This window comes from Gymnodinialimonas sp. 202GB13-11, assembly GCF_040932485.1.
GTDB classification, from domain to species: Bacteria; Pseudomonadota; Alphaproteobacteria; order Rhodobacterales; family Rhodobacteraceae; genus Gymnodinialimonas; species Gymnodinialimonas hymeniacidonis.
Window position 1 is genome coordinate 1,169,347 of sequence record NZ_JBFRBH010000001.1, and the last position, 21,998, is coordinate 1,191,344.

Annotated in this window: 22 protein-coding genes; 7 read left to right on the forward strand and 15 right to left on the reverse strand. The window is 61.7% G+C overall.

Annotation, left to right across the window (positions count from 1 at the left end; translation table 11 throughout):
* Window position 1 precedes the first annotated feature (1 nt).
* A complete protein-coding gene (locus V8J81_RS05835; RefSeq protein WP_368474811.1) occupies window positions 2-805 on the forward strand; it encodes a hypothetical protein in 804 nt (267 codons plus the stop codon).
* Here V8J81_RS05835 and V8J81_RS05840 read toward each other — a convergent pair.
* The 7 genes from V8J81_RS05840 to V8J81_RS05870 all read right to left on the reverse strand — a co-directional run bounded on the left by V8J81_RS05840 (window position 765) and on the right by V8J81_RS05870 (window position 10,321).
* The gene (locus tag V8J81_RS05840) at window positions 765-1,472 is read right to left on the reverse strand and encodes a M50 family metallopeptidase (RefSeq protein ID WP_368474812.1); all 708 of its coding nucleotides are present in this window, start codon (window positions 1,470-1,472) and stop codon (window positions 765-767) included. The genes V8J81_RS05835 and V8J81_RS05840 overlap by 41 nt on opposite strands.
* Window positions 1,473-1,490: 18 nt before the next feature.
* Window positions 1,491-2,120 (reverse strand): tellurite resistance TerB family protein, encoded by a 630-nt coding sequence (locus V8J81_RS05845; protein ID WP_368474813.1) that lies wholly within the window; start codon window positions 2,118-2,120, stop codon window positions 1,491-1,493.
* Between the two features lie 73 nt (window positions 2,121-2,193).
* Complete coding sequence (locus V8J81_RS05850) at window positions 2,194-3,360, reverse strand: cytochrome P450 (protein ID WP_368474814.1); 1,167 nt, start codon at window positions 3,358-3,360, stop codon at window positions 2,194-2,196.
* 129 nt (window positions 3,361-3,489) lie between these two features.
* Window positions 3,490-5,820: a TRAP transporter permease gene (locus V8J81_RS05855; RefSeq protein WP_368474815.1), complete on the reverse strand. Its 2,331-nt coding sequence runs from the start codon at window positions 5,818-5,820 to the stop codon at window positions 3,490-3,492.
* Between the two features lie 103 nt (window positions 5,821-5,923).
* A complete protein-coding gene (locus tag V8J81_RS05860) occupies window positions 5,924-6,919 on the reverse strand; it encodes a TAXI family TRAP transporter solute-binding subunit (RefSeq protein ID WP_368474816.1) in 996 nt (331 codons plus the stop codon).
* 208 nt (window positions 6,920-7,127) lie between these two features.
* A complete protein-coding gene (locus V8J81_RS05865) occupies window positions 7,128-8,468 on the reverse strand; it encodes a sigma-54-dependent transcriptional regulator (protein WP_368474817.1) in 1,341 nt (446 codons plus the stop codon).
* Complete coding sequence (locus tag V8J81_RS05870) at window positions 8,465-10,321, reverse strand: sensor histidine kinase (protein WP_368474818.1); 1,857 nt, start codon at window positions 10,319-10,321, stop codon at window positions 8,465-8,467. Before V8J81_RS05870 ends, V8J81_RS05865 begins: the two co-directional genes overlap by 4 nt.
* Before the next feature lie 157 nt (window positions 10,322-10,478).
* On the opposite strand from V8J81_RS05870, the gene V8J81_RS05875 reads away from it, so the two are divergent.
* Window positions 10,479-11,756, forward strand: a complete 1,278-nt coding sequence (locus tag V8J81_RS05875; RefSeq protein WP_368474819.1) for a PPC domain-containing protein — start codon at window positions 10,479-10,481, stop codon at window positions 11,754-11,756.
* 55 nt (window positions 11,757-11,811) lie between these two features.
* Here V8J81_RS05875 and tpiA read toward each other — a convergent pair whose 3' ends face one another.
* Window positions 11,812-12,558, reverse strand: coding sequence for a triose-phosphate isomerase (gene tpiA, locus V8J81_RS05880; protein WP_368474820.1), 747 nt, complete (start codon window positions 12,556-12,558; stop codon window positions 11,812-11,814).
* Window positions 12,559-12,635: 77 nt separating this feature from the next.
* Between tpiA and V8J81_RS05885 the strand changes: the two genes are divergently transcribed.
* Window positions 12,636-13,541, forward strand: coding sequence for an isopenicillin N synthase family dioxygenase (locus V8J81_RS05885; protein ID WP_368474821.1), 906 nt, complete (start codon window positions 12,636-12,638; stop codon window positions 13,539-13,541).
* A 43-nt stretch (window positions 13,542-13,584) separates the two neighbouring features.
* On the opposite strand, the gene V8J81_RS05890 is transcribed toward V8J81_RS05885, so the two are convergent.
* The 7 genes from V8J81_RS05890 to V8J81_RS05920 all read right to left on the reverse strand — a co-directional run bounded on the left by V8J81_RS05890 (window position 13,585) and on the right by V8J81_RS05920 (window position 18,390).
* Complete coding sequence (locus V8J81_RS05890) at window positions 13,585-14,586, reverse strand: hypothetical protein (protein WP_368474822.1); 1,002 nt, start codon at window positions 14,584-14,586, stop codon at window positions 13,585-13,587.
* Window positions 14,587-14,598: 12 nt separating this feature from the next.
* Window positions 14,599-14,925, reverse strand: a complete 327-nt coding sequence (locus V8J81_RS05895; protein WP_368474823.1) for a TfoX/Sxy family protein — start codon at window positions 14,923-14,925, stop codon at window positions 14,599-14,601.
* Window positions 14,922-15,293: a HesB/IscA family protein gene (locus V8J81_RS05900; protein WP_368474824.1), complete on the reverse strand. Its 372-nt coding sequence runs from the start codon at window positions 15,291-15,293 to the stop codon at window positions 14,922-14,924. Before V8J81_RS05900 ends, V8J81_RS05895 begins: the two co-directional genes overlap by 4 nt.
* Window positions 15,294-15,363: 70 nt before the next feature.
* Complete coding sequence (locus tag V8J81_RS05905; RefSeq protein ID WP_368474825.1) at window positions 15,364-16,041, reverse strand: DUF3307 domain-containing protein; 678 nt, start codon at window positions 16,039-16,041, stop codon at window positions 15,364-15,366.
* A gap of 156 nt (window positions 16,042-16,197) precedes the next feature.
* Window positions 16,198-16,560: an SUF system Fe-S cluster assembly protein gene (locus tag V8J81_RS05910; protein WP_368474826.1), complete on the reverse strand. Its 363-nt coding sequence runs from the start codon at window positions 16,558-16,560 to the stop codon at window positions 16,198-16,200.
* A 69-nt stretch (window positions 16,561-16,629) separates the two neighbouring features.
* Window positions 16,630-17,460, reverse strand: a complete 831-nt coding sequence (locus V8J81_RS05915) for a LysR family transcriptional regulator (RefSeq protein WP_368474827.1) — start codon at window positions 17,458-17,460, stop codon at window positions 16,630-16,632.
* A gap of 273 nt (window positions 17,461-17,733) precedes the next feature.
* Window positions 17,734-18,390: a hypothetical protein gene (locus V8J81_RS05920; RefSeq protein ID WP_368474828.1), complete on the reverse strand. Its 657-nt coding sequence runs from the start codon at window positions 18,388-18,390 to the stop codon at window positions 17,734-17,736.
* 87 nt (window positions 18,391-18,477) lie between these two features.
* On the opposite strand from V8J81_RS05920, the gene tgt reads away from it, so the two are divergent.
* The 4 genes from tgt (at window position 18,478) to V8J81_RS05940 (ending at window position 21,987) form a co-directional block, all read left to right on the forward strand.
* Entirely contained in the window at window positions 18,478-19,608 is a 1,131-nt protein-coding gene (tgt, locus tag V8J81_RS05925; protein ID WP_368474829.1) for a tRNA guanosine(34) transglycosylase Tgt, read from the forward strand.
* 131 nt (window positions 19,609-19,739) lie between these two features.
* Window positions 19,740-20,264 (forward strand): hypothetical protein, encoded by a 525-nt coding sequence (locus V8J81_RS05930; protein ID WP_368474830.1) that lies wholly within the window; start codon window positions 19,740-19,742, stop codon window positions 20,262-20,264.
* 88 nt (window positions 20,265-20,352) lie between these two features.
* Entirely contained in the window at window positions 20,353-21,252 is a 900-nt protein-coding gene (locus tag V8J81_RS05935; protein WP_368474831.1) for a hypothetical protein, read from the forward strand.
* 141 nt (window positions 21,253-21,393) lie between these two features.
* Window positions 21,394-21,987 (forward strand): hypothetical protein, encoded by a 594-nt coding sequence (locus V8J81_RS05940; protein WP_368474832.1) that lies wholly within the window; start codon window positions 21,394-21,396, stop codon window positions 21,985-21,987.
* Window positions 21,988-21,998 lie beyond the last annotated feature (11 nt).

A 21,998-nucleotide genomic window follows, 5' to 3' on the forward strand; every position in this document is an offset into this window, starting at 1 on the left:
GATGCTCGCGGCGCTGGCCGCTCCTTTTCGCCATGGAAGCGGCGCGTGTCGAGCGGCGTTGGTGATGTTCGGACTGCCGTTTGCGGCGACGATCGCGTTGCAATTTGCCACCGGGCTGATTTTGGCGGGGCACTACACGCGCGACTTCTGGGCCGCGGATGGGAGCGGGGACCCCGTGATGTTGCAGCACCTGATGTGGATCGCGGGCCACCCTGAGACGCTGATCGCAATTCTGGTCGTTAACGGGATCATCCTTGGGCCGTGGGGGTTGGCAATCTGGTGGCGTGCTTTAGGCGGGGTTGGCGGATGGCGTGTGCCGTTCGCACAGATCCTACGGGTCGCTGGTTTGCTTCTTTTGGTGCTGGCGCCGTTTCTTCTGGAAGCGTTGTTGCTTGCGCGGTGGCCAATTCTTCCACCGAGCATCGACATTGTGATCTGGGTGCTGGTCCCGATGATCTCGGTCTTGGCCTTCCTAAAGCTTGCGCCGCGCTTTGCCGCTGCTCTGGAGCGTTCCCGCGGTCCCACCCCCGGTTGGGGCCGCGTTGCCGTGACGGCCGCAGCCTTCGCGGTCTTCGCGCTTTGCCTACAAATCCCGGCGGTCTTGGGGTGGATGGGCGTCGAAGCGTTTGCGCAGGTGGTGCTATCATCGGATTGGAACCCACCATTGTGGGTCGCTCATTTCCTTTTCATGGATTGGCAGATGATCCTGAGCCAACTTGCAGTTGTCTACAGCGCCCTTGTTCTGATCGCGTTGGCCTACCGCCTTACGCAGCCCCAGATCGAAACAACCGCCAGTGCAGCGTGATGCTGGGAAAGTAGAGCAGCACGAAGCCGAAGGTGAAGTAGGCCGCGAAGAGCAGCGGTATCCACAGGATCGCCAGCCCCACGCCAACCGCACCGGACACTTTGTTTGCCGTTATGCCGCGCATGAAGCGGTGCAGCCATGAGTTGAGCAAGCGCCCCCCGTCCAGCGGGAGGACGGGGATCAGGTTGAAAAGGGCCAGGAACAGGTTGAGGCGGGCGAACATGAAAAGCGCCTCATACGCCGGGCCGGGGCCGATGAAAGGCGCGATCGGGTAACCGTTTACAATTGTCTCACGGATGATTTCGGTGACGGTCAGGGGTAGGGCTAGCGTTGCCAAGGCCCAAAGCGTCAGGTTCACCAAGGGGCCGGCGATAGCGATGAATTCCTCCTGCTTCGGCGTGACGGAGCCGGTGAATTCACAAAACCCGCCACCTCCGAACAGGACCACGCGGGTGACGGGCACCCCTTGCACCACGCAGGCCGCCGCATGACCAAGTTCATGGAGGAGGATGGCCACGACGATCATGCCGAAGGCCAAAGTCGCTGCACCGATGCCGCGATCAAGGTAGAGCACCCCAAACAGGATCGCGAGGACGATCAAGCTGACGTCAAACTGGATCGGGATCCGCCAGGGGCCGGGCAGTGTGAAAAGTGGTGTGTCGCCCAAGCCCTTGGCCTTTTGCAATTAAATCGGCCGCAGCCCTTCTTCGGCGAAGATGCCATTGGCATAGGGGCGCGGCAAGTCGAGGGCTGGTACCAACGCGTGCAGCTCTGCCACTTCGCTGTCATCGAGGTGGCCGTCAGCCTTGGCCACTGCGATGGCAGAGCGCATCACAAGCTCTTTGCCGGTGTCGTTCAGGCCGGGGGCCACGGCGCGCAGGTAATCGGCGATGGAAGAGGTGTCGGCGCGGGCGGCCTCAAGCTCGGCTGCGATGTCCCCTTCGTCGATGCTCCGTTTGGTGATGTTGGAAAAGGCTTGCGTGATCTGAGTGATCTCTGCGTCGTCGATGTCACCATCGGCTAGTGCCATTTTGAACATCACACGTTTGGCGGCGACGGAAAAAGCGGCCTCAAACTCAGCGCGGGCGCGGTCCGGGTCCATCTGGAGCACGCGTTCGTTGTAGGTGGCCTTGCAGGTGTTGCATTCGACGTATTCGCCGAGCTTGCCCATGGGAAAGATCGGAATGAAGAAAAAGGTGAACCAGCGTTTGACCTCTTGCAGGGTATAGTTGTGGCGCGTGTTGCAATCGGGGCAGTAGAACTCCCCCTCGCCAGCGGCGGATGTGCGGCCCTTGGTGCCCCAGATTAGGATCATGCGGTTTCTCCTGAATAGCGGTGTCCGGTCGTGTGGCCACCGTTGCAGGAGGATGCGGATATGGGAAGGCGGGTTATCCGCAGGTCACGGGCAGGCTTTCGAGGCCATGGAAGTGGTAGATGTCGGCGTAGCGTGAAGGGGATGCGGCCCGGAGGTTCGGGCAGCGCTCGAAGAGGGCGGGCAGGGCGATGCCCAGTTCGAGGCGGGCAAGCGGTGCGCCGACGCAGAAGTGCAGGCCCGCCCCGAAGGCAAGGTTGGCGGGGCCTTGGCGGTCTGGGTTGAATGTGGTCGGGTCCGGGTAGGTGGCGGGATCGTGGTTGGCGGCGGCCAACAGAAGCCCAACCTGATCGCCGCGCAGGAATGTGTGGCCTTGCAGCGTGACCTCTTCGTAAGCGTATCGGGTGAACATGTGTAGCGGCGGGTCAATGCGCAGCATTTCTTCGACGAAGGGGGCAGCGTCGGCGGGCGGGCGGTGGCTGTCCGAGAGGCAGAGTTTGATGGCGTTGCCGAGGGAATGGACCGTCGCCTCGTGCCCTGCGTTCAGAAGCAGGATGCAGGTGGTGATCAGTTCGTCAGTGGAGAGGGTTTCGCCATCCTCTTCCGCGGCGATGAGGGCTGAGATCAGATCATCTGCGGGGTTTGCCCGTTTCTCGGCCACATAGCCGCGCAGGAAAGCGACGAAGTCTTCGGTGGCTTGCACGGCCTTTTCTTCATCGGCGCTGGTGCGACCTGCCTGATACATCATCACCATCGCATTGGACCAGCGCAGTAGGTCGTCGGCCATGGCCTCTGGCACGCCAAGAAGGCGGGCGATGATGATGACGGGGATAGGGCGGCAGAATGTGTCGAGCAGGTCGTGTTCACCGTTGGGAAAACGGTCGATGAGATCGTGGGTGAGTTGGGTGATTTCCGGGGCCAGCGCCTTGATGCGGCGCGAGGTGAAGGCGTGTAGGACAAGGCGGCGCAGGCGGGTGTGGCGGGGTGGCTCAAGCTCCAGCATGGAATGGGCCTCGACATCGTAAAAGGGTTTGAGGTGGTTGGGGATTGGAAGCTGGTCCACCGGTTCGCGGCCAAAACGACGGTCGCGCAGGATGGTATTCGTGAGGGCGTGGGTTGTTGTGCAGATCAGGTCGTATTCAGCCCAGTGGAACAGTGGCCCTGTGGCGCGAGCGCGGTCGTAGAAGGGGTAGGGGTTTTGGACGAAGTCTTGCTCTGTCGGAGGCTGGTGAAGGGTCTGCATGGCGTCTATTGGATGCCTCCGGCGGGGATATTTCTGGCACACGGAAGACGGCGCGTGCCCGGAATGGAAAACGCGCGCTCCGTGGTCGGCGCGCGCGTTAACCTTAATGCGGTGTGAAGCGTCGAAAGGTCAATCCGCGCCGCGCACTGGGATCGGCGCATTGGGTGCGGGATTGAAGATGCGCTGGACCACGAAGATCGCGACCGCGGTTCCGACGCCGATGAGGTCCGTGATGATGCCGCCTTCGATCATCAGCAGGGCCGCGATGATCAGGGCCGCGCGCAGGAACCAGGCCGGGCGGCTGCCCATGAACCATCCCTGGATGCCGGACGATAGCAGGAAGATTCCAAAGATCGCCGTGACGCCAGCACGGACGAGGTTGTACCACGCCGGGGCCTCATGCACCATTTCGCCTGCGACCTCCACGATCGGTCCCTGCATCAGGAGCGCGCCGTTGTAGAAGAACATGAACGGCACGATGAAGGCAGCGATGCCGATCTTGAACGAGGCGACAGAGGTTTCCATCGGGTTCGAGCCTGAGATGCCTGCGGCTGCGTAACTGGCCAGGGCCACGGGGGGCGTGATGGCCGAGACCACCGCGAAGTAGAAGACGAAGAAATGCGCCGTCAGGTGGGGGATGCCGAGCTGCACGAGGCCCGGAGCCACGACAGAGGCTGCGACGGCGTAGGCTGCGGTTGTGGGCATGCCCATGCCAAGCAGGATCGCGATGCACATGGCGAAGAAGAGCGCCAGAAGCTGAGAGACACCGGCAAGGTCCAGCAGCACAGCGGAGAAGCGCGCGCCGACGCCGGTGAGGCTGATGACACCCACGATGATGCCCGCACAGGCGCAGACCGCGATGATCTGGATGGACATGGTGCCAGCAATCTCAAAGGCTTTCACGATGCTTCGCGGGCCCATGCGATAGGGGGTGAGCCAACTCACCACGGCTGCGGCGCCAGTCGCCAGCGTCCCTGCGCGGATCACGGAATACCCCATGAAGAGTGCTGCAATCAGGATGACGATGGGCAGGAACAGGAAGACCCGGCGTGCCATGTCGCGGAATTTCGGGATCTCATCCTCGTTCATGCCTTTCATGCCGAGCTTGGCGGCCTCGAAATCGACCATGAAGTAGATCGAGGTGAAGTAGAGGATGGCGGGAATGATCGCGGCTATCGCGATCTCCTGGTAAGGGATGCCGGTGATCTCGGCCATGATGAAGGCGCCTGCGCCCATGATCGGCGGCATGATCTGCCCACCGGTGGAGGCCGCAGCCTCAACCGCGCCGGCGGTTTGCTTGCGATAGCCAACCTTCTTCATCAGCGGGATCGTGAGCGAGCCCGTGGCAACCACGTTGCCGGCTGAGGTGCCGTTGATCATGCCCATCAGACCGGAGGCAAAGATCGCCACCTTGGCCGGGCCACCACGCGCACGACCTGCGGCGGCGAAGGCGAAATTCACAAAATAATCGCCCACCTTGGAGGCCTGAAGGAAGGCCGCGAAGATGATGAACAGGATGATGTAGGTGGACGAGACTGCCGTTGTCGGCCCGATGATGCCCGCATCCGAATAGACATGGCCGAAGAAGCGCTGCCAGGAATAGGGATTTTGTACCGCTAGAATGCCCGGCAGGAGGTGCGCTGTGAATGTATAAAGCAGGAAAATCCCGGTGATGACGACCAGCGCCATCCCGGTGACCCGGCGGGTCAGTTCCAGGATCATCGCCGAGCCTGCGGTGGCTGCAAAGGCGACCCCGATGGGCACAAAGGACGTGCCGACCGAGTTACGCGCGGCGGTGCCATAGATGACGACGAGATAGAGCGCCACAACAACGGCGCAGAGCGCCAGAACGATATCAGCCGCCGCGATCTGCGAGCGGGCTTGCCGTTCAAACCAGCTCAGCACGATGGCGCCGCCTGTGGCCACCAGAAGCGGCAGGCCAAAGCGATAGACCTCAGCATTGTAAGTATCCGTGCCGGGGAAGGAGCCCCATGTGATCAGCCCGCCCATCTCGGGCAGCGTGCCCGAATTGATTTGCACAATGAAGGTGATGACGGTGTATCCCGCCAACAGCGCGGGCAGTATCAGGATATAGCCTGCCAGAGACAGAAGCCGTGATTTTCGTACCTCGGCCGCTTCATTGCTGAACTTATGGGACGCATAAAGCGCAAAACCCAAAACGAGCGCGCCCGCGATATGGACAATGCGGAAGTTCCACGTCTCCATCGGGAAGCGCGGCAGGAACGAGATGTCGATCCCGGTCCAGCTTGAGATCGACAGACCGTTCAAGGCGGCCATGTGGAAAGCCGCGTAAATGAACGCGAGACCAGCCGTCGCCGTGAACATCCATCCGCTGAACAAGCGACGATTGCCTTCAACAGGCTCTTCATCCACGCCCTCGGCCAGAACGGGGCCATCAATTTGATCGTCGGTGGGCTGCTGCGCGGTCTGGTCGGTCATTTTTGGGGCGTCCATCGAATGAAAGGGCGGTGAGCCGTTCGAAGAGTCTTACGGGAAAAAGGCGGGCCTGACTCTCGCCAGGCCCGCCCCGATGATCTGGGGTTTAGCCGCCGAAGATCTGGTCAGCCGGAATTTCGGCGCCGGCATTTTCAGTGAACCACTGGGCCGCGCCCGGGTGCCACATCATCACACCGTTGTTGGTGTCCCAGTTCTCAGGCAGCGTCGCGGTGGCCGCGCGGTGGATGTTCACCATCCGCTCATTGTCGGCCATGATCACGTCGACTACCGAATAGACGAAGCTGTCAGGCAGTTCGCAATTGGCGATGGCGAAGTTCCACATGGAAACCGCAGGCGAGTCCGCATCAAGCGCCTCATACGTGTCTGCGGGCATGTCGAACGGCGTCACCGGGAAGTTCTCCAGGATCGACGCGCGCTCTTCCTCGGTCATCTCGATGATGGTGATCTCGGTCGAGGCTTCTAGCTGGCTGATCGCCGGGGTTGGGATACCACCTGCAACACCCCAAACGTCGAGCAGGCCGTCCTGAAGCTGGCTGCCCATGTCATTGAAGCCGCCGTTGCGACGTTCAAACGAGGCACCAAGGCTTTCCATCATGCGCGGGAAGTAGGTGTCCGCGGTGGAGCCTGCGGGGCCGAAGCCCATCAGCGCACCTTCGGGAATGTCGGAGACCGACTCGATGCCGGAGGACGCGAGCGCCGTGATGTAGAATGGCGTCTGGTACATCGGGAACATCGCGCAGGCGCCGGTCATTTGCAGGCCGGGGGCGATGGGGTTGTTGCCCGCGATCGAGTCCGAGGCCGGGCCCATTGTGGTCATGCCGAACTGTGCTTCGCCGGTGTGGACAAGCGCCATGTTCTGCATCGGGCCACCGGTGACTTCGGCGCCGCCGGAGATGCCGAGTTCGTCCGCCACAAGGTTGGCCCAACCGGAGCCATAGGCAAAGTAAGTGCCGCCCTGGCTTGCCGTGCCAAGCGTGAAGCTTTCCGGCCAGCCTGTGCGGTCAATGTGGCCGTCTGCAAAGGCGGCGGAGGACACAAGGGCAGTGGAGAGCGCGAGTGCGCCCAGTTTTGTAAACGTCATGGATGTCTCCCTGGTTAACGCGCGCCGGCTCCCCACCGGGCGCTTGGGCGAAGGGATGCGGGGCCGGGTGGGGGCAGACAACAGCCACGTCCTCTTGTTTGCGCTAACGCCGCGCCTGCACATCCGGATTTGGGTGGAATTCGACCCAAAAGGTGCCAATGGATGGGTCGAAAGTGACACATTCGGCCCAATGTGGGGTGTTGAAGGCTTAGCTTGCGCGGGTTGGACGGAAGCTTTGCAGCTCCAGCCCGTGCTTTTGCATCTTCTCGTAGAGCGCTTTGCGGCTGATCCCCAGCGCCTCGTACGTGGCTTTGGCGGAGCCACCATGGGCGCTGAGTGCAGCAGCGATCAGGTCGCGTTCATGGGCGGCCATTCGGTCTGCCAGTTTGCCGGTGGGCGTCGCGTCGCTGGCCGTTCCATCAAGGCCGAGGATGGCGCGTTCGGCTGCATTGCGAAGCTCCCGCACATTGCCGGGCCAGTCGCGTGCGGCCATCTCGGCCAGCGCCTCGGGTGAGATCACTGGAACGGGTCGGTTATGGCGGGCGGAGGCCTGGCTCAGCAGGATCTGGTAAAGGCCCGGAATATCTTCGCGCCGTTCGGCGAGGGTGGGCATCTGCACTGTCACAACGTTGAGGCGATAGAACAGGTCATCGCGGAACGTGCCAGCGGCGACGGCGTCTGACAGAGAGTGCTTCGACGCCGCGATGACGCGCAGATCGAGGGCCACGGCCTCGTTCGAGCCAAGCGGTGTGATGGCGCGGTCTTGCAGGGCGGTCAGCAACTTGCCCTGAACGGGGAGCGGGAGGCTGTCGATCTGATCCAGAAACAGGGTGCCGCCGCGGGCATGTTCGAACTTGCCGTAGCGTTCGCGCGTGGCACCGGGAAAGGCACCGGGGGCATGGCCGAAAAGTTCACTGTCGATCAACGCTTCCGGCAAAGCGGCGCAGTTGATGGCCACAAAGGGGCGCGCGGCGCGGTCCGAGGCGGCGTGGATCGCGCGGGCGGCGACCTCTTTGCCGGTGCCGGTGGCCCCTTCGATCAGGACATCCGTATCGGCGCTTGCAACGGCACGCAGACGGTTGCGCAGAGAGGACATGACGGCGGAGCGTCCGTTCAGGCGGCTGGTGATCGGGTCGTTCGCGCCGGAATCCCCGCGCAGGGCCCGCACCTCCATCGTCAGGGCACGCTTTTCCAAGGCGCGGCGCACGATGTCCACAAGGCGCGCGGGATCGTAGGGCTTTTCAATGAAATCATACGCCCCGGCCTGAAGGGAACTGACGGCAAGTTCCACATCGCCGTGGCCTGTCACCAAAATGACAGGCAGGTCCGGGTCGCGGTCGAGTGCGGCCCGCATCAGCGCGGTGCCATCCATCTGGGGCATACGGATGTCGGTGACGAGGATGCCGGGAAAATCGTCTGAGATATGCTCAAGAGCCTCGCTTGCGGAGGCGCAGAGCAGGGCAGGCAAGTCGGCCAGTGCGAGCGTCTGTCCGGCGGCCGTACGCAGGTCGGGCTCATCATCGACAAACAGGACGGGGCCAAGGGTCATTGCGCCGCCACCTCTGCGGGGGCGGGGGCCGCGGCCTCAAGAACAATGCGGAAGACTGCACCGCCTTGGGGATGGTTTGTGACCGCCAACTGCCCGCCGAAGTCGCGCACGATGTTATAAGAAATCGACAAACCCAGCCCGAGACCCTGACCAGGGTCTTTCGTGGTGAAAAACGGATCAAAGGCCTGCTCAAGCGCGTCCTGCGACAGGCCGGGGCCGAAATCACGGACAGCGATTTCGGAGCTTTCGCCGCCGGTCAGGATGATTTCGATCCTTTGCGGCTCCATTCCCGCCATCGCATCAAGCGCATTGCCAAGCAGGTTGACGACGACTTGTTGCAAGCGAACCGGGCCACCGCGCGCCCAGATCTCGGCGGGTGGACGGTCATAGTGCACATCCACGGCGCGCAAACGGGGCTGCATCAATTCCAGCGCGTCATCGACCACCTGCGTCAGCGCAACGGGGCCGGTCCGGTCCTGCGGACGGCGGGCAAAGTTCCGCAAATGCTTTGAGATCGACGCCATCCGGTCGGCCATGCCTGAGATGCGTTCGATATTCTCGCGGGCCTCGGTCGATCGCCCGCGATCGAGGAAAGTGCCGGCATTCTCAGCATAGGATTTCACGGCGGCCAGCGGTTGGTTGAACTCGTGGCTCAACGCGGCGGACATGGACCCAAGCGCGGCGAGTTTGCCAGCCTGTACCAGTTCTTTCTGTGTTGCGCGCAGGCGTTCTTCCGTTGCGCGCCGTTCCTCAACCTCGGACTTCAGGGCAGCGGTGCGTTCCGTAACGCGCGCTTCCAGTAAGGCGGCGAGCGATTGCTCGGCAGCGAGACGTTCGATGAGGCGGGCGCGGCGCCCGAGAACGGCGGCAAGGATCAAGCCCGCGATCACGATCACCAACCAAAGCAGCAAGACGGTTGTCCACGCTTGTTGGGTCGCGGGGCCTGTGGGCGTCAGGATCGAAACCCGCCACCCTGCGGCTGCGATCAGGGCGGTTTGGCTGACGAACCGTTCATCCCCAACCTCCAGAAGGTCCAGACCGAAGCCAAGATCGGGGTCTAATGGTTCGGTTCCAAGAGAAAGGGGACGCAAACGCTCAACCGGATATTGTCGTGTCAAAGTGATCTGTTCGACGGCGGCATCCGGCAAGGGGGCAATCGTGCGAAAGTGCCAATCGGGCCGGTCGGAGAGGAACACGACGTTGTTTACATCTGTCACGATGATGGTGGACGCACTTTCGGCCCAAGCCTCCTCGAAGCCATCAAGGCTGAGCTTTACGGCAACCACGCCCAGAACCTCGGTATTGTCGATCACAGGTGCCGCGAAGAAGTAGCCGCGTTGCCCCGATGTCGTCCCCAAGGCATGAAAGCGCCCTAACCCGGCGCTGAGGGCATCCGAGAAATAGGGGCGGAAGCTGAACGAACGGCCCAGAAAGGACGTGTCGGAGCGGTAATTGGACGTCGCGATTGTCCGCCCGCTGAGGTCCATCACGTAGATATCTGACACTTCGAGCGAGAGAGCCGCCTGACGAAGCATCTCGTTTGTGAAGGGCACAAGCCCCTCGTTTTCCGGCTCGGCCAACGTTTGGTGCAGGATCTGGCGATCTGCGATCAAGGCAGGCAAAGCCTGCGTTCGCTCCAATGCGCCGCGCAGAACCTGAGTGGCCAGCCGCAAGGTTGCGGTATCCTCAGCCCCGGCTTGCCTGAAATAGAGGCGCTCAATACGGGGCTGCGCCGCCAGAACGCCGATCAGGGCGGCACATACCGCCAACGCCACCAGCCAAATGGCCCGCCGGGGGCGTGCAGCGCGTGTGCGCAAGGGCGATAGCCCGTTGGAAGATCGCGGTTCGGTCACGGGATTCGTTATGGCAGGGCCTTGGCAAGTCGGCAAATCCGGAAAATTCCCCGCTGCATTATTCCAACCAATCCACTGGAATAGGCCCGCCCACCATGCATAAATGAACGAGGAGCCGGCGCGCGACAGGACACGCCGGTCTATTGGAGGAAAATTTATGAAGTTTACTCTTTCTGCCCTTGCAACAACGGCCACGCTGGCCCTGACCGCCGGAATGGCTCAGGCTCAGGAGGTTTCGTGTGGTGGCATCGGCGTGACAGGGCAGTGGATTGGCGGCAGCGCCGAAGCGTCCGATATCTCGACATCCGAGGGCCCATTGCTGCAATCGAACGTGCCAATCGCATTTGATGCCAACGTGATCTCCCTTTTCAGCGTCAGCGAGGCCGGCGATGTCCGGCTTGAGGCGCAGCCGGTTGGCAGTGGCGATAGCGTGATTGAGATTTACGACGAAGCCGGAACGTTGGTCATCACCGATGATGACGGTGGCGGCGGTTGGGCCAGCCGTGCCGAGACAGTGCTTCAGCCCGGCAACTATTGCATGCTGACACGCGGTTTTGCGGGTGGTCAGTTGAGCTCGGATATTCAAATCAGCCGTCTGGAGCATGATGCCATCACATCCGGCCTGACCGGTGGCTTCTTCGGTGGCGGCGGCGGTTCGCTGTTCGTCGGCGTTGATCCCTGCACCAACGAAACCGCGGCCACGCCGCTTGGCACCGGCCCACTCGATGGTGATCTGGCCAATGGCGGCGTCAGCGCGGTTAACACGATCAACGGCGCGCCGTACTACCGCTTCACGCTCAACAGCCCGCAAACCATCTCGGTGCGTGCCGAGAACCCGAATGCGGACCCGTATATCTACGTCTTTGACGGCAACGGCACGCTGATCGGCGAGAATGACGACGCGCAGATCGGTGGCACCTGGTCGCTGAACAGCCGCCTCGATTTCACCCAACCGCTTCAGGCGGGCACCTACTGCATTGGTATGCGGGCGCTGTCTAACCCAGATGTGCCGGTGACGGTGTCCGTCCTGGCGTACAGCCAGGCGGATGCATTGGCCGAGCTTTATGCAACCGGTGAAGCCGCCCCGCCGATGGACGGATCCTTCCCGATCGTTGATCTGGGCGTGTTGCCGGGCCGTTCGGTGCGCGATGCACAGATCTCGGGCACGCAGGCGACATGGTTCTCGATGGACGTGCCTGAGGCTGGTGCGCTTGTCATCAATGCGGTCGAAGTGACCGACAGTGACCCGCTGATCATTCTCTACAACGATCTGGGCCAGGAAATCGCTTACAACGACGATTCCAATGGTACGCTGAATTCCGAGATCGTGGCGCGGGTGAATGCAGGCCGCTACCTGCTGGCCGTGCGTCAGTATTCGGATGGCTATCAAGGCATCATCCGCATTGCGACGGAACGCTACGTTCCCGCCCAGTGATGTAACGTAAAACAGAGGTCGCCCGTGTTTGGCGCGGGCGGCCTTTTCTATGGGATCAGGCGCCAGACAGCGCTGAGACGATCCCGCTGAAATCTGCCGCCTTCAGGGACGCGCCGCCAACCAGCGCGCCGTCCACATTCGACACCGCAAAGATCTCAGCCGCGTTCGACTGCTTCACCGACCCACCGTAGAGGAGGGGGATATTATGCGCGCCTTGTCCAAACCGCTCCGTCAATTCGGCCCGCATGTGGTCATGCACCTCGGCGATCTGTTCCAGCGTCGGCGTGCGGCCCGTGCCGATGGCCCAGACCGGTTCATAAGCGATGACGAGCTTGGCTAGGTCGGTGCCTTCTGGGACAGAGCCCGCAAGCTGCGTGCTGACCACGTTGAGGGTGACACCGGCGTCGCGTTCGGCCTCCGTCTCGCCCACGCAGACGATGGCGATCAGGCCTTCGCCGGTGGCGGCGGCGGTTTGCGCGGCAACGTCTTCATCGGTCTCGCCATGGTCAGCGCGCCGCTCCGAATGGCCGAGGATCACATGGGACGCGCCCGCGTCAGTCAGCATCGCCGCCGAGATATCGCCCGTATGCGCGCCCGATCCGTTGGGATGGCAGGTTTGTCCGCCGATCATAAGCCCGCTGCCCTGCGCCATATCCGCCATGCGCGAGATCAGCGTTGCGGGCGGGCAGAGCAGAACCTCACAGGTCTCGGCCTCGATGGCTGCGGTCAGCGCCGCAACCTCCGCCAGCGCTGCGGTGGTGCCATTCATCTTCCAGTTGCCTGCCGCCAGTTTCCGTGCCATCGCCGCCTCCGAGAATTTTGTGTGGGGGTGAGCGATGGCAAACCCACGCCCCATGGTCAACCCGAGAGGTGCCCGAGATGATCCCTCACATTGATGCAAAAGCCCTTGCCGCGCGCGAGCCGGCGGCACTGGCCTCAACAAAGCATGGCGCGGAAGAGGTTGGGTTTCTGACGCTGCACAACACCGCGCTGTCGACGGCGGATGTGGAGGCGGCGATTGCCGCTTACCGCGCTTTCTTCAAGGGACCGCGTGACGTGAAAGAGGCGGTGAACATGAATGTCACAGGCTCGAACCGGGGCTGGGGCGGGCCGGGGTCCGAACAGGTCGATCCGGCGGCGAACCCGGATTACAAAGAGGTCTTCGATTGTGGGGTGGAGCTTCCCAAGGGCGATCCGTTCGCACGCCTGCCGGTCTACGCGCCGAACCAATGGCCGGACGCACCGGAAGGCTTTCAGGAGGCCATCGAGGGCTATTTCACCCAAGCCCGTGCGATTGCCCTGCGCCTTCTGGCGGGGATTTCGGTGGCCATTGGGAAGGACGAGACCTTCTTTGATGATAAATTCGCTAAGCCCATGGCTCTGCTGCGTGGCAACTACTACCCCGAACGCCCCGCTTGGGCGGGGGAGAAGGATTTCGGCATTGCAGCGCACACTGACTATGGCTGCCTGACCTTGCTGGCCACTGACGGCCAACCGGGGCTGGAGGTGCAATTGCGTGACGGGACGTGGGTGCCGGTGGAGGCGCAACCCGGCACGTTCATCATCAACTTCGGCGAGATGCTTGAGATGTGGACTGCCGGTCAGGTCCGCGCCACGCCGCACAGGGTGATCGGTGGCGCGCAGGAGCGGATTTCGATCCCGCTGTTTTTCAACCCGGTGTTCGATACGGACGTGTCGGCAGAGGGGCAGCCTTCGGTCACAGCCGGTGAGCATTTGTCGAAGCGGTATATGGAGACCTATACCCACCTTCAGGGAACGGAGTAGGGGCGGCCGCTCCTCGAGCCTGTCGGCTCTCCTCGCAAGTGCTTCAGCTTTCCAATGCGGCCGAAAGGACGGTCCCATCCGGGGCCGTTTTGACCGCGAAGATCGTATTGTCCGCCTTCTTGGGCAGGGCATGAAGATCCCACGTGGCACACGGATCTGCGTCCGATGGTCCGGAACCGAAGGGCGCAAGGCTGATGCGGCTGATCCAAAGGCTGTTGAGGAAGGCCTCATCGCCAATCCCGTCGCTCTGCGCCTTGGGAAAGGTCTTGAGGAGCTTTGGATGCAAATGCGCGTTCAGTGGGTCGAGCAGATCGGCAAGCCAATCCGCCTTACACGACAGGGCGGCGGTTCGGACCGCAGGGGCGAGCTCGGTAAGGCGTTCGACAAGCGGCACGAAAGGATCGAGATCGCCAGAGGCAAGCCTGTCGATGGCTGTGTCGGGCAGGTAGAGGTCAATCGCAACACGCTTACCATTCAGCATCTTGCGTTTGAGGGTCAGCAGTGTTTCGGGTTTGAAGCTGCCAAAAACGGAATGATTAAGCGGTGCGGCGACGGCGCGTTGCGCCTCTACTCTCGCCGATGCGATTATTTGATCCAACTGCGTGCGCGACAGGAGCATGTCGGCATTGCCGTCCGCGTCCAGATAGATCGATACCCAAGATTTACCATCGAAGTAGCTTATCTCCAACGGATGCGTGGCCTTGATTTCGGGCCTGCATTTGTTGGGGGCCGCGACGGTCAATTGCCACGTCGCCCGCACAATAGGAATGTCGGGCGGGAACCCTGCCTGCGAAAGATGGTCCAGCGCGATGCGATGATCGGCTTCGAACCTGTCCAGCCACGGGGTCGCCAGAGAAAGAGCTGCAGTCACACCATCCGAAAGCTCCGCACCTGCGGGGCCGTCCATATCGCCGAGATCGTGCACACTTACGCTTACCGGAATACCGTCCAGCACTCGGTCCGGAAGTGAAAGATGGCGGACATGGCCCTTGAGGATAAAAACCTCTCCCGGCCCAAACGGCGTTTCGACAGGTGTAAGGGTCAATCCGCGGTCATCCTAGAGATGCTCTAACGCCCGGCGTGCCCAGGTCGCGGCCTCGTCGGGGTCATCAAGGGCAGCGTCCGGCATCGTCCAATAGGGCATGAACGTGGGCTTGTCGCGGCCCTCGCGCTGGTATTGCCAACGGGTGCAGCCCTCATCCTCAAGCACCTGCTGAAAATCACCAGCACCTTTAAGGTAAAGCTGCCCGTCTGACATCAAAAGCGCGAAGATCGTGCCTTCGTGATACAGGCACAGACCGCCCATCATTTTCCGTGTGGTGATGTCGCCAAGGCCCGAGAACAACTCAACCGCGTGCGCGATCTCCTCGGCCGAAACGCTCACTTTTCAGCGGCCAGTTCGTCGATATCCTTGAACTTGATCGACTCGCCGCAGCCGCAGGCGTCAGACACATTGGGATTGCGGAACTTGAAGCTCGCTTCCAGCAAGCTGACCTCATAGTCGATCTCGGTGCCGAACAGGAACATCTGTGCCATCGGCGCGATCATCACCCGGGCGCCATCCTGTTCCACGACCTCATCGTTCGGGTCGATCTCGGACACATAGTCCATCGTGTATTCCATGCCCGCACAGCCGCCTTTCTTGACGCCAATGCGCAGCCCTTGCGTGCCGCCCTGTGCCATGAGCTTGGCGATCTGGGCGGAGGCCTTGTCGGTGAGCGTTACGGCTTGCTTGCCGGGGATGCCGAACATGGGGGCGATCCTTTTGGAGTGCGTGTCAGTAGCTAATGTAAGGGCAGGGAGCCTGCGCCTCAAGCCCGTGTCAGTGCATCATCGGCATGACAAGCGCCAAAGGGATCGCAACCGCCAGCCCCCAGGCCAAGCTAATGCCCGATCCGAGGATAAGCCTGTTGCGTGATGTGGTATCCCGGCCCGGCATTTTCGCGCCCATGTAAATGGCCTTTGCCGCCAAAACTGCACCGGCGAATACGGGCCAGCCGCCGATCAGCACGACGCACAAGGCCGCGCGTTCAAACCATCCCAGCAGCACGCCCTTGCTGTCGCCCAAACCCTGACGGGCAAGAATGGTCGCCACGGCATATTGCCCGCCGCGCGCGGCAAACAGCACACCACCTGCGATCATGTAGTAAAGCGGCAGGTTCTCGACCTCCGCCAAGGGGCTGGCGGGCCAGATCCCCGGGGCAAGCAATGCGATCCCCGCGACGGACACGACATGCAGAAGCTGGTCGAAGATATAGGCAAACAGTCCCTCGGGCATGGCATAGGTTTTGACGATGTCGATCCACAGATGCGCAACGGCCAATGCCAGAAACCACGGGTTGAACGTTAGCGTTGTCAGGCACATCGTTCCCAGAACAAGGCCGATATGGGCCGCCATGGCGATGGCGCGCCGCTTATTCACGACCATCCAGGTCGTCTGCAGCACGTAGTCCGCCAAGACATGCGCCAGAAAGAGCGCCGCAAATGTGTAGGCTGCCATATGGCTGTCCTGTATCCTCTGCCCGCACCACGCCTCCGTCACGACGCAGTGGCACGAGGTTTAGCCCCACATCCACGATGGCAGGCAGGGGGGCTGACCGCAAGGCGACGCGCGCGTCACAAGGCGTAAGGAAAGCCCGACTTTACAGGGGATGCGTTACATGAAGCCTAATTCGAGGCGGGCTTCATCGCTCATCATGTCCATGCCCCAGGGTGGGTCCCAGGTGATCTCGACATTGACGGTTTTCACACCGTCAAGCGGCTCGACCGCGTCGGCCAGCCAGCCAGGCATCTCTCCGGCCACCGGGCAGCCCGGTGCGGTTAGCGTCATGATGATAGAGACGTCGTTTTCCGGCCCGATATCAATCGTGTAGACAAGGCCGAGGTCATAGATATTCACCGGGATTTCCGGGTCGAACACGGACCGGCAGGCTTCTACCACATTGTCATACAACGGGTGGTCCGTGCTTGAGGGCGCGATCAGTGGTGCGCCTTCCATTTGCGGGGTCTGCTCGGTCATGGTCTGTCCCAATCGAATACCTGAGCGAAGATATAGGGATTGCGCCTTGGGTCGTAAAGGCCGCGCGGGTCATGCGGCCTTGGTGCGACCGTCCGAACTCAGAAACTGCGCCAATGCCGTCAGGGCCTGCCGAATGGCCGGGTCGTGGCGGCCTTCATGGTGGCAGACCAGCCATTCTTCTGAGGTCAAATCCTCAATTGGCGCGCCCAATCGGATAAGCCCTGCCGTGTGATCCCCGATGAAGGTCGGCAGCACCATGCGCCCCACGCCGGCCTGCGCCATCGCCATGCCAAGTTGCGCTTCATTAGCCCGGGTCACGATATCGTCGCCGTGATGCGCTTCGGTCCAGCGGCCCGAAGGCGTGTTGGCCCGATCACCCGCTGCGCCGATCCAACCGGCCACGTCGGGTGTTTTCCCATAAGCTGCGAAATGCACGCTGGCTGTCTTTCGCCCGGCCAGCCACGGCTGGTCGGGCCTTCGGTTGCGAATGCCGATGTCGATCTCACGCCGGGCGATGTCCATGTCCAACTCACATTGCAGGAATTCCGGCACCCAATCGCAGCTTGCATCCCAGAAAGCAGTCAGGTGCCGCGACAGGATCATAGCCGTCCAAGTGCCTGCCGATATTCGCACCCTGCGTTTGCCGCGCGGGCGGTCGCGCCATTCCGTGATGTCAGCCGCCGCGGCCTCCATCCGCTCGGTGCGGCGCAGCAGCTCGCGCCCCTCGCTCGTTAAGGCATAGCCTTGCCGTCCGTGCAGGAAGAGCGGGCGGCCGAGAGAGGCTTCCAGCGCTTTCATCCGGCGGCTGAGCGTTGCGGGACTGCTGCCAAGCCGCTCTGCGGCAGCGGTCAGGCTGCCTTGTCGGGCCACTTCCGAGAACAGGGCGAGGTCATCCCACATGGCGCAACCTTTTCATTTTTGAAAACCGCCTCGCAATGCTGTCCGTCGCACTGTGCGAGGCGCGGGCATTACAAGGCCTTATAAACAAAAGGAGATGGCAAATGCACGAGATCATTCGCAAGATTGAAATCCCATCGGTCGAGAGAACCAGCATGATGGAGGAGCGGGAGTTGTTTGCAAAAATGGCAGATGAAGACCGCAAAAAAGCAAGGGCCGCACGGCGGGCGCGGCTTTTGTCTTTGTTTGGCTGGCGGAGGGGCGGTCAGCCTTCCGCTAGTCGACGCAGAAAAACTGAACGGCCCACCCTTGCGAGGGATATCGCGGTTCGCAGGACAAAGAGGTCACGGTGATCTCAACCCAATCTGGAATGACGGAGGAGCCGAGGCTTTGGACGCCAGCTTGGTCCTCATAAGTCCAGCCAGGATAGGGCCCGTCGCGCGCGCCGTCTGCCCAGGCGTGGACGTTCTCGATGGTTGCCGCAAAGGTCTGCCCGGCCCAACCGTCTTGAAAACGTTGTGGGGCGAAGGCTTGAAGAACATCATCCAGCAGGTCGATGCGCCGCTCGACCAATTCCGGGATCTCGAAAAAGGCGGTGGAATGCCAAGAGAGAAGGACAATCTCGCCCTCCACCTCAAGCGCCACGATATGGGACACGAGTGACGTGTCGGCTTGCTGATAGATATGGATATTGGCGGCGTCAAAGCGGCTCGCCGCTGCGGCCAATACCTCCTGCGCGACGCTCGGATCGATGAAACGCAGGTCCGCTGCCACCGCGCGTCGCCATTCATCGTCCATGACGATGCTGTTCAACTCATAAGGTTCGTTCCGTGTCTCGTGGATGGCCGTCAATTCGGCCACGGTCAGCGCACTCAGCGGCGCTGCAAGGAGGGCTGCAAGCCCGAGGAGGATCGCAAAAAGCTTTTGGGGCATGGGGGTTCCGTTTCTGAAGCGTTGCTGCAGCATTGAGCATCGCCCACCCCTTGGCAATCGCCGCGTGTCGGTGCATGGCTTCGCCTCATGACACAGCGCTTTCATTTCACCCTCAACGCCACATCGGGCAAGGCCCGCACCGGCGCCATCCACACGCCGCGTGGCGAGATCCGGACGCCGGCCTTCATGCCGGTCGGAACGGCCGCTACGGTCAAGGCGATGATGCCCGAAAGCGTGGCGGCGACCGGAGCGGACATTCTGCTTGGCAACACTTACCACCTGATGCTGCGTCCAACGGCGGAGAGGATCGACCGGTTGGGTGGGCTGCATCGCTTCATGAACTGGGACAAACCGATCCTGACCGATAGCGGTGGCTTTCAGGTGATGTCGCTGGCCGAGTTGCGCAAGCTGACCGAGGAGGGGGTGACGTTTCGGTCCCATATCGATGGGTCGAAACACCTGCTGAGCCCCGAGAGGTCGATGGAAATCCAGAAGCTGCTCGGGTCTGACATTGTCATGTGTTTCGACGAATGCCCGGCGCTTCCGGCGGATCGGGCGGCGCTGGAAAGCTCCATGCGGCTGTCTATGCGGTGGGCGCAGCGCTCGCGTGATGCGTTTGGCGACCGGCCCGGCCATGCCCTGTTCGGTATCCAGCAGGGCGGGTTGGAAGAAGACCTGCGCGCGGAGAGTGCTGAGGCTTTGCGAGCGATTGAATTCGATGGCTATGCGGTGGGTGGCCTTGCGGTGGGCGAGGGGCAGGATGCGATGTTTGGCTGCCTCGACTACGCGCCCGATCAGCTGCCCGTAGGCAAGCCGCGCTATCTGATGGGGGTTGGCAAGCCCGATGATATCGTGGGCGCGGTGAAGCGGGGCATCGACATGATGGACTGCGTGCTGCCCTCACGCTCTGGCCGGACGGGGCAGGCTTGGACGCGGCGGGGGCAGGTGAACATCAAGAATGCGCGCCACGCCGATGATCCGCGCCCCTTGGATGAGGATTGCACGTGCCCCGCCTGCCGCAACTATTCCCGCGCCTATCTGCACCACGTGTTCCGGGCGCAGGAAATGATCTCGGGCATGCTGCTGACCTGGCACAACCTGCACTATTATCAGGAGCTGATGGCGGGGATGCGGGCTGCGATTGCGGAGGATCGTTTCGATGCGTTCGAGGCCGAATTCCACGCACGTCGGGCAGAGGGTGATATTGCGCCGATTTGAAGCTGCTCACGCGTGAGCAGATGGGTTAAGTCACTCATACAAAACAAAAAACGTGTTACTGTATAAGATTTAGAGTGCGGCGGTTTACGAGATTTCGTTGCCGCATCGAAAACAAGGCGAGGACACAAACCTTGGCATCACGAACGATCATCCGCGCCCATGGATCGGCCCTGGCGGCTGTCATCGCCGCCATGGTGTTCGGCGGGCTGGCCGTATTCGGCCTTCGTATCGTCGCGGTCGCGGTTTCGCTTGGCGAACTCGCGCTTTGGGTCTGGGTATTGCTTGGCGTATCGCTGCTTCTGCTTTGGGCCGTTTTGCACGCGCTTTGGTCGGCTTTCGGCGTGGCCATGGTCATCAGCCCCGACGGCCTGCGCCGCCCCGGCCCGATCCGGGGCTGGCATGTGGCCGCCGAGGATGGGTTACGCGTCGGGCGATACGACACGGTGCGTAGCAACTTTGGCTCAGGCCCCTCAACCCGGCTCAGGGCCACGAAGACCACGGAAATCTGGGCGCTCAGCCCGACGCGCGGCGCGTTTCTGATGTGGGACGGCCCCCGTGGCGCGGACGAGGTAGCGCGGATTGAAATGGCGATTGGCCTGCATCTTGGCCTTGAGGTCGAAAAGATGACGGGGCAGGGCGCGCCGGGCTTCGACTGACTGTCCCTCCGGCCATTTCCCCGGCTTTTGCCCAACTTTGTCGCTCTTTTGCCCCTTTGCGTGACCATTTTGGCGCAAAGGAGTGGGCATGTTCAGACGTCTATACCGCCAGCGGCGCAGGCTTGCGCTATTCGCCGTGCTCATCGCAGCCGCCTTTACGCTCATGTGGCAATACACGCCGGAGCTCCGCCTTTTCTTCAAACATGAAATGCAGGGGCCCAATTGGATCAGGTTCGCCTCGCTTGGGATCGCAGTCTTCCTAGTGTTCGGCGCAATTGCCGTTTTGGTGATCTCCCTTGCTCCGGGCCTCAGGCGCGGGCTGGAAGTGGGGGCCTTTGCCTACCTGATCATGGAGTGCCTTAGGATTGTGGACCCGGTTTTGCCGCTGGGGCTGTCGGTTGAGGCCCATTACTGGTTCGGATTTTTCCTGACCTACATCGTTGTCGAACTTGCGCTGGCCCATGATGTGGGCCGCAAATGGGGGCTGCGCCTGCCATTGCGTGCCGCGGCAGAGCGGATCGTTCGCGCCGCACCTGATGCGATCTGGGCCGCCTTGATACCAGAAACCGGCGCCGCCGACCGCCATTGGGTAGAGGGTTTGGTTGAGGTCAAGGATCGGCCCGATCTGGGGCCAAACGTCCGCGAGGCGCGGTATCGGCTGGGGCCTTATGGAATGCTGGTGCAACGACAGGATCGTCGCGTCGATGCGCGCCCTTATCACGGTGTTTATGACTTTGAGCCCAACGATGATGGCCCGCGTCGCAGCGGCCAGTCCGGCACGTTCGAATTACACTGCGAAGGGATCGCCCCGGGTAAATGTAAGGTTCGCATAACCCATACCTATGAAGATGTAGGTCTTGGCACGTGGTTGCTTCTGGTGCTGGATGATTTCGTGGCCAGCGAGTTGGACGGTGTTGTCGCCCACCTGACCGAGCGCAGGGATTGGTCCATCGCAGGTTGGCAGGCGCGCAAATTGGCGCGTGTGTAACCGCGGTCAGGTGTTGAGGGCATGGAGGGGAAAGCCTTTTGCCCACTCCCCCTCAAATGAAGGGAAACCGTACTACGGCCTGACATGTCTGTGACCTACATGATGGAATAACTGCATTTCATCAGTTGAAAGGACACCGACATGCCACGCTTTTCCCGCTTCGCTTTTTTGACGACCGCCGCCTTGTTTTCCGCAAGCGCCAGCTTTGCGCAGGAAGAGGTGACACCGTTTGACATCTGCGACATGGACCCGGCCACCTACATTGCCGACATCTCGGAAGGCCTTGTGGGCAATTGGGAGGTCGCCAACCTTGAAGGGCTTGGCGTGATGTCCGGCGGCGGCATGGTGATGCCAGTGCCTATTCCGGCGGAAGGTGCATCCACGGCGGATTTCATACTGAGCGGCGGCGATTTGCAGGTCACGTCCTGGAGTGACCCGGAAGCGCCGCTGCTGGACGTAGCGGTCGTCCCGAGCTCGATTCTGTTTGAGCAGGTGGCGGAGGCTGTGGACGGGGCGTTGACGCAGGAAGAGGTCTCGGTGGTCGTCGGCTGCGATGTCACGGAATACCCGATGCTGCAGACGCAGTTTTCGCTGAGCGAAGACGGTGTTCTGTTGAACTATCGGGCGGTGTTCCGGGTGTTGAACCACACCACCATCACGGGTGCGATCTACGGCACGGTTGTGGGTGAAGAGGGCTCCATCCAAGTGTACCGCCCGGTGACAATGACGCGGTAGACACCATTGCG

Bases quoted from the DNA above. Each gene is read 5' to 3' on its own strand.
- V8J81_RS05835 (WP_368474811.1), top strand. From the start codon at position 2: ATGCTCGCGGCGCTGGCCGCTCCTTTTCGCCATGGAAGCGGCGCGTGT.
- V8J81_RS05845 (WP_368474813.1), bottom strand. From the start codon at position 2,120: ATGATCCTAATCTGGGGCACCAAGGGCCGCACATCCGCCGCTGGCGAG.
- V8J81_RS05850 (WP_368474814.1), bottom strand. From the start codon at position 3,360: ATGCAGACCCTTCACCAGCCTCCGACAGAGCAAGACTTCGTCCAAAAC.
- V8J81_RS05855 (WP_368474815.1), bottom strand. From the start codon at position 5,820: ATGACCGACCAGACCGCGCAGCAGCCCACCGACGATCAAATTGATGGC.
- V8J81_RS05860 (WP_368474816.1), bottom strand. From the start codon at position 6,919: ATGACGTTTACAAAACTGGGCGCACTCGCGCTCTCCACTGCCCTTGTG.
- V8J81_RS05865 (WP_368474817.1), bottom strand. From the start codon at position 8,468: ATGACCCTTGGCCCCGTCCTGTTTGTCGATGATGAGCCCGACCTGCGT.
- V8J81_RS05875 (WP_368474819.1), top strand. From the start codon at position 10,479: ATGAAGTTTACTCTTTCTGCCCTTGCAACAACGGCCACGCTGGCCCTG.
- tpiA (WP_368474820.1), bottom strand. From the start codon at position 12,558: ATGGCACGGAAACTGGCGGCAGGCAACTGGAAGATGAATGGCACCACC.
- V8J81_RS05885 (WP_368474821.1), top strand. From the start codon at position 12,636: ATGATCCCTCACATTGATGCAAAAGCCCTTGCCGCGCGCGAGCCGGCG.
- V8J81_RS05900 (WP_368474824.1), bottom strand. From the start codon at position 15,293: ATGTTCGGCATCCCCGGCAAGCAAGCCGTAACGCTCACCGACAAGGCC.
- V8J81_RS05905 (WP_368474825.1), bottom strand. From the start codon at position 16,041: ATGGCAGCCTACACATTTGCGGCGCTCTTTCTGGCGCATGTCTTGGCG.
- V8J81_RS05910 (WP_368474826.1), bottom strand. From the start codon at position 16,560: ATGACCGAGCAGACCCCGCAAATGGAAGGCGCACCACTGATCGCGCCC.
- V8J81_RS05915 (WP_368474827.1), bottom strand. From the start codon at position 17,460: ATGTGGGATGACCTCGCCCTGTTCTCGGAAGTGGCCCGACAAGGCAGC.
- V8J81_RS05920 (WP_368474828.1), bottom strand. From the start codon at position 18,390: ATGCCCCAAAAGCTTTTTGCGATCCTCCTCGGGCTTGCAGCCCTCCTT.
- tgt (WP_368474829.1), top strand. From the start codon at position 18,478: ATGACACAGCGCTTTCATTTCACCCTCAACGCCACATCGGGCAAGGCC.
- V8J81_RS05935 (WP_368474831.1), top strand. From the start codon at position 20,353: ATGTTCAGACGTCTATACCGCCAGCGGCGCAGGCTTGCGCTATTCGCC.
- V8J81_RS05940 (WP_368474832.1), top strand. From the start codon at position 21,394: ATGCCACGCTTTTCCCGCTTCGCTTTTTTGACGACCGCCGCCTTGTTT.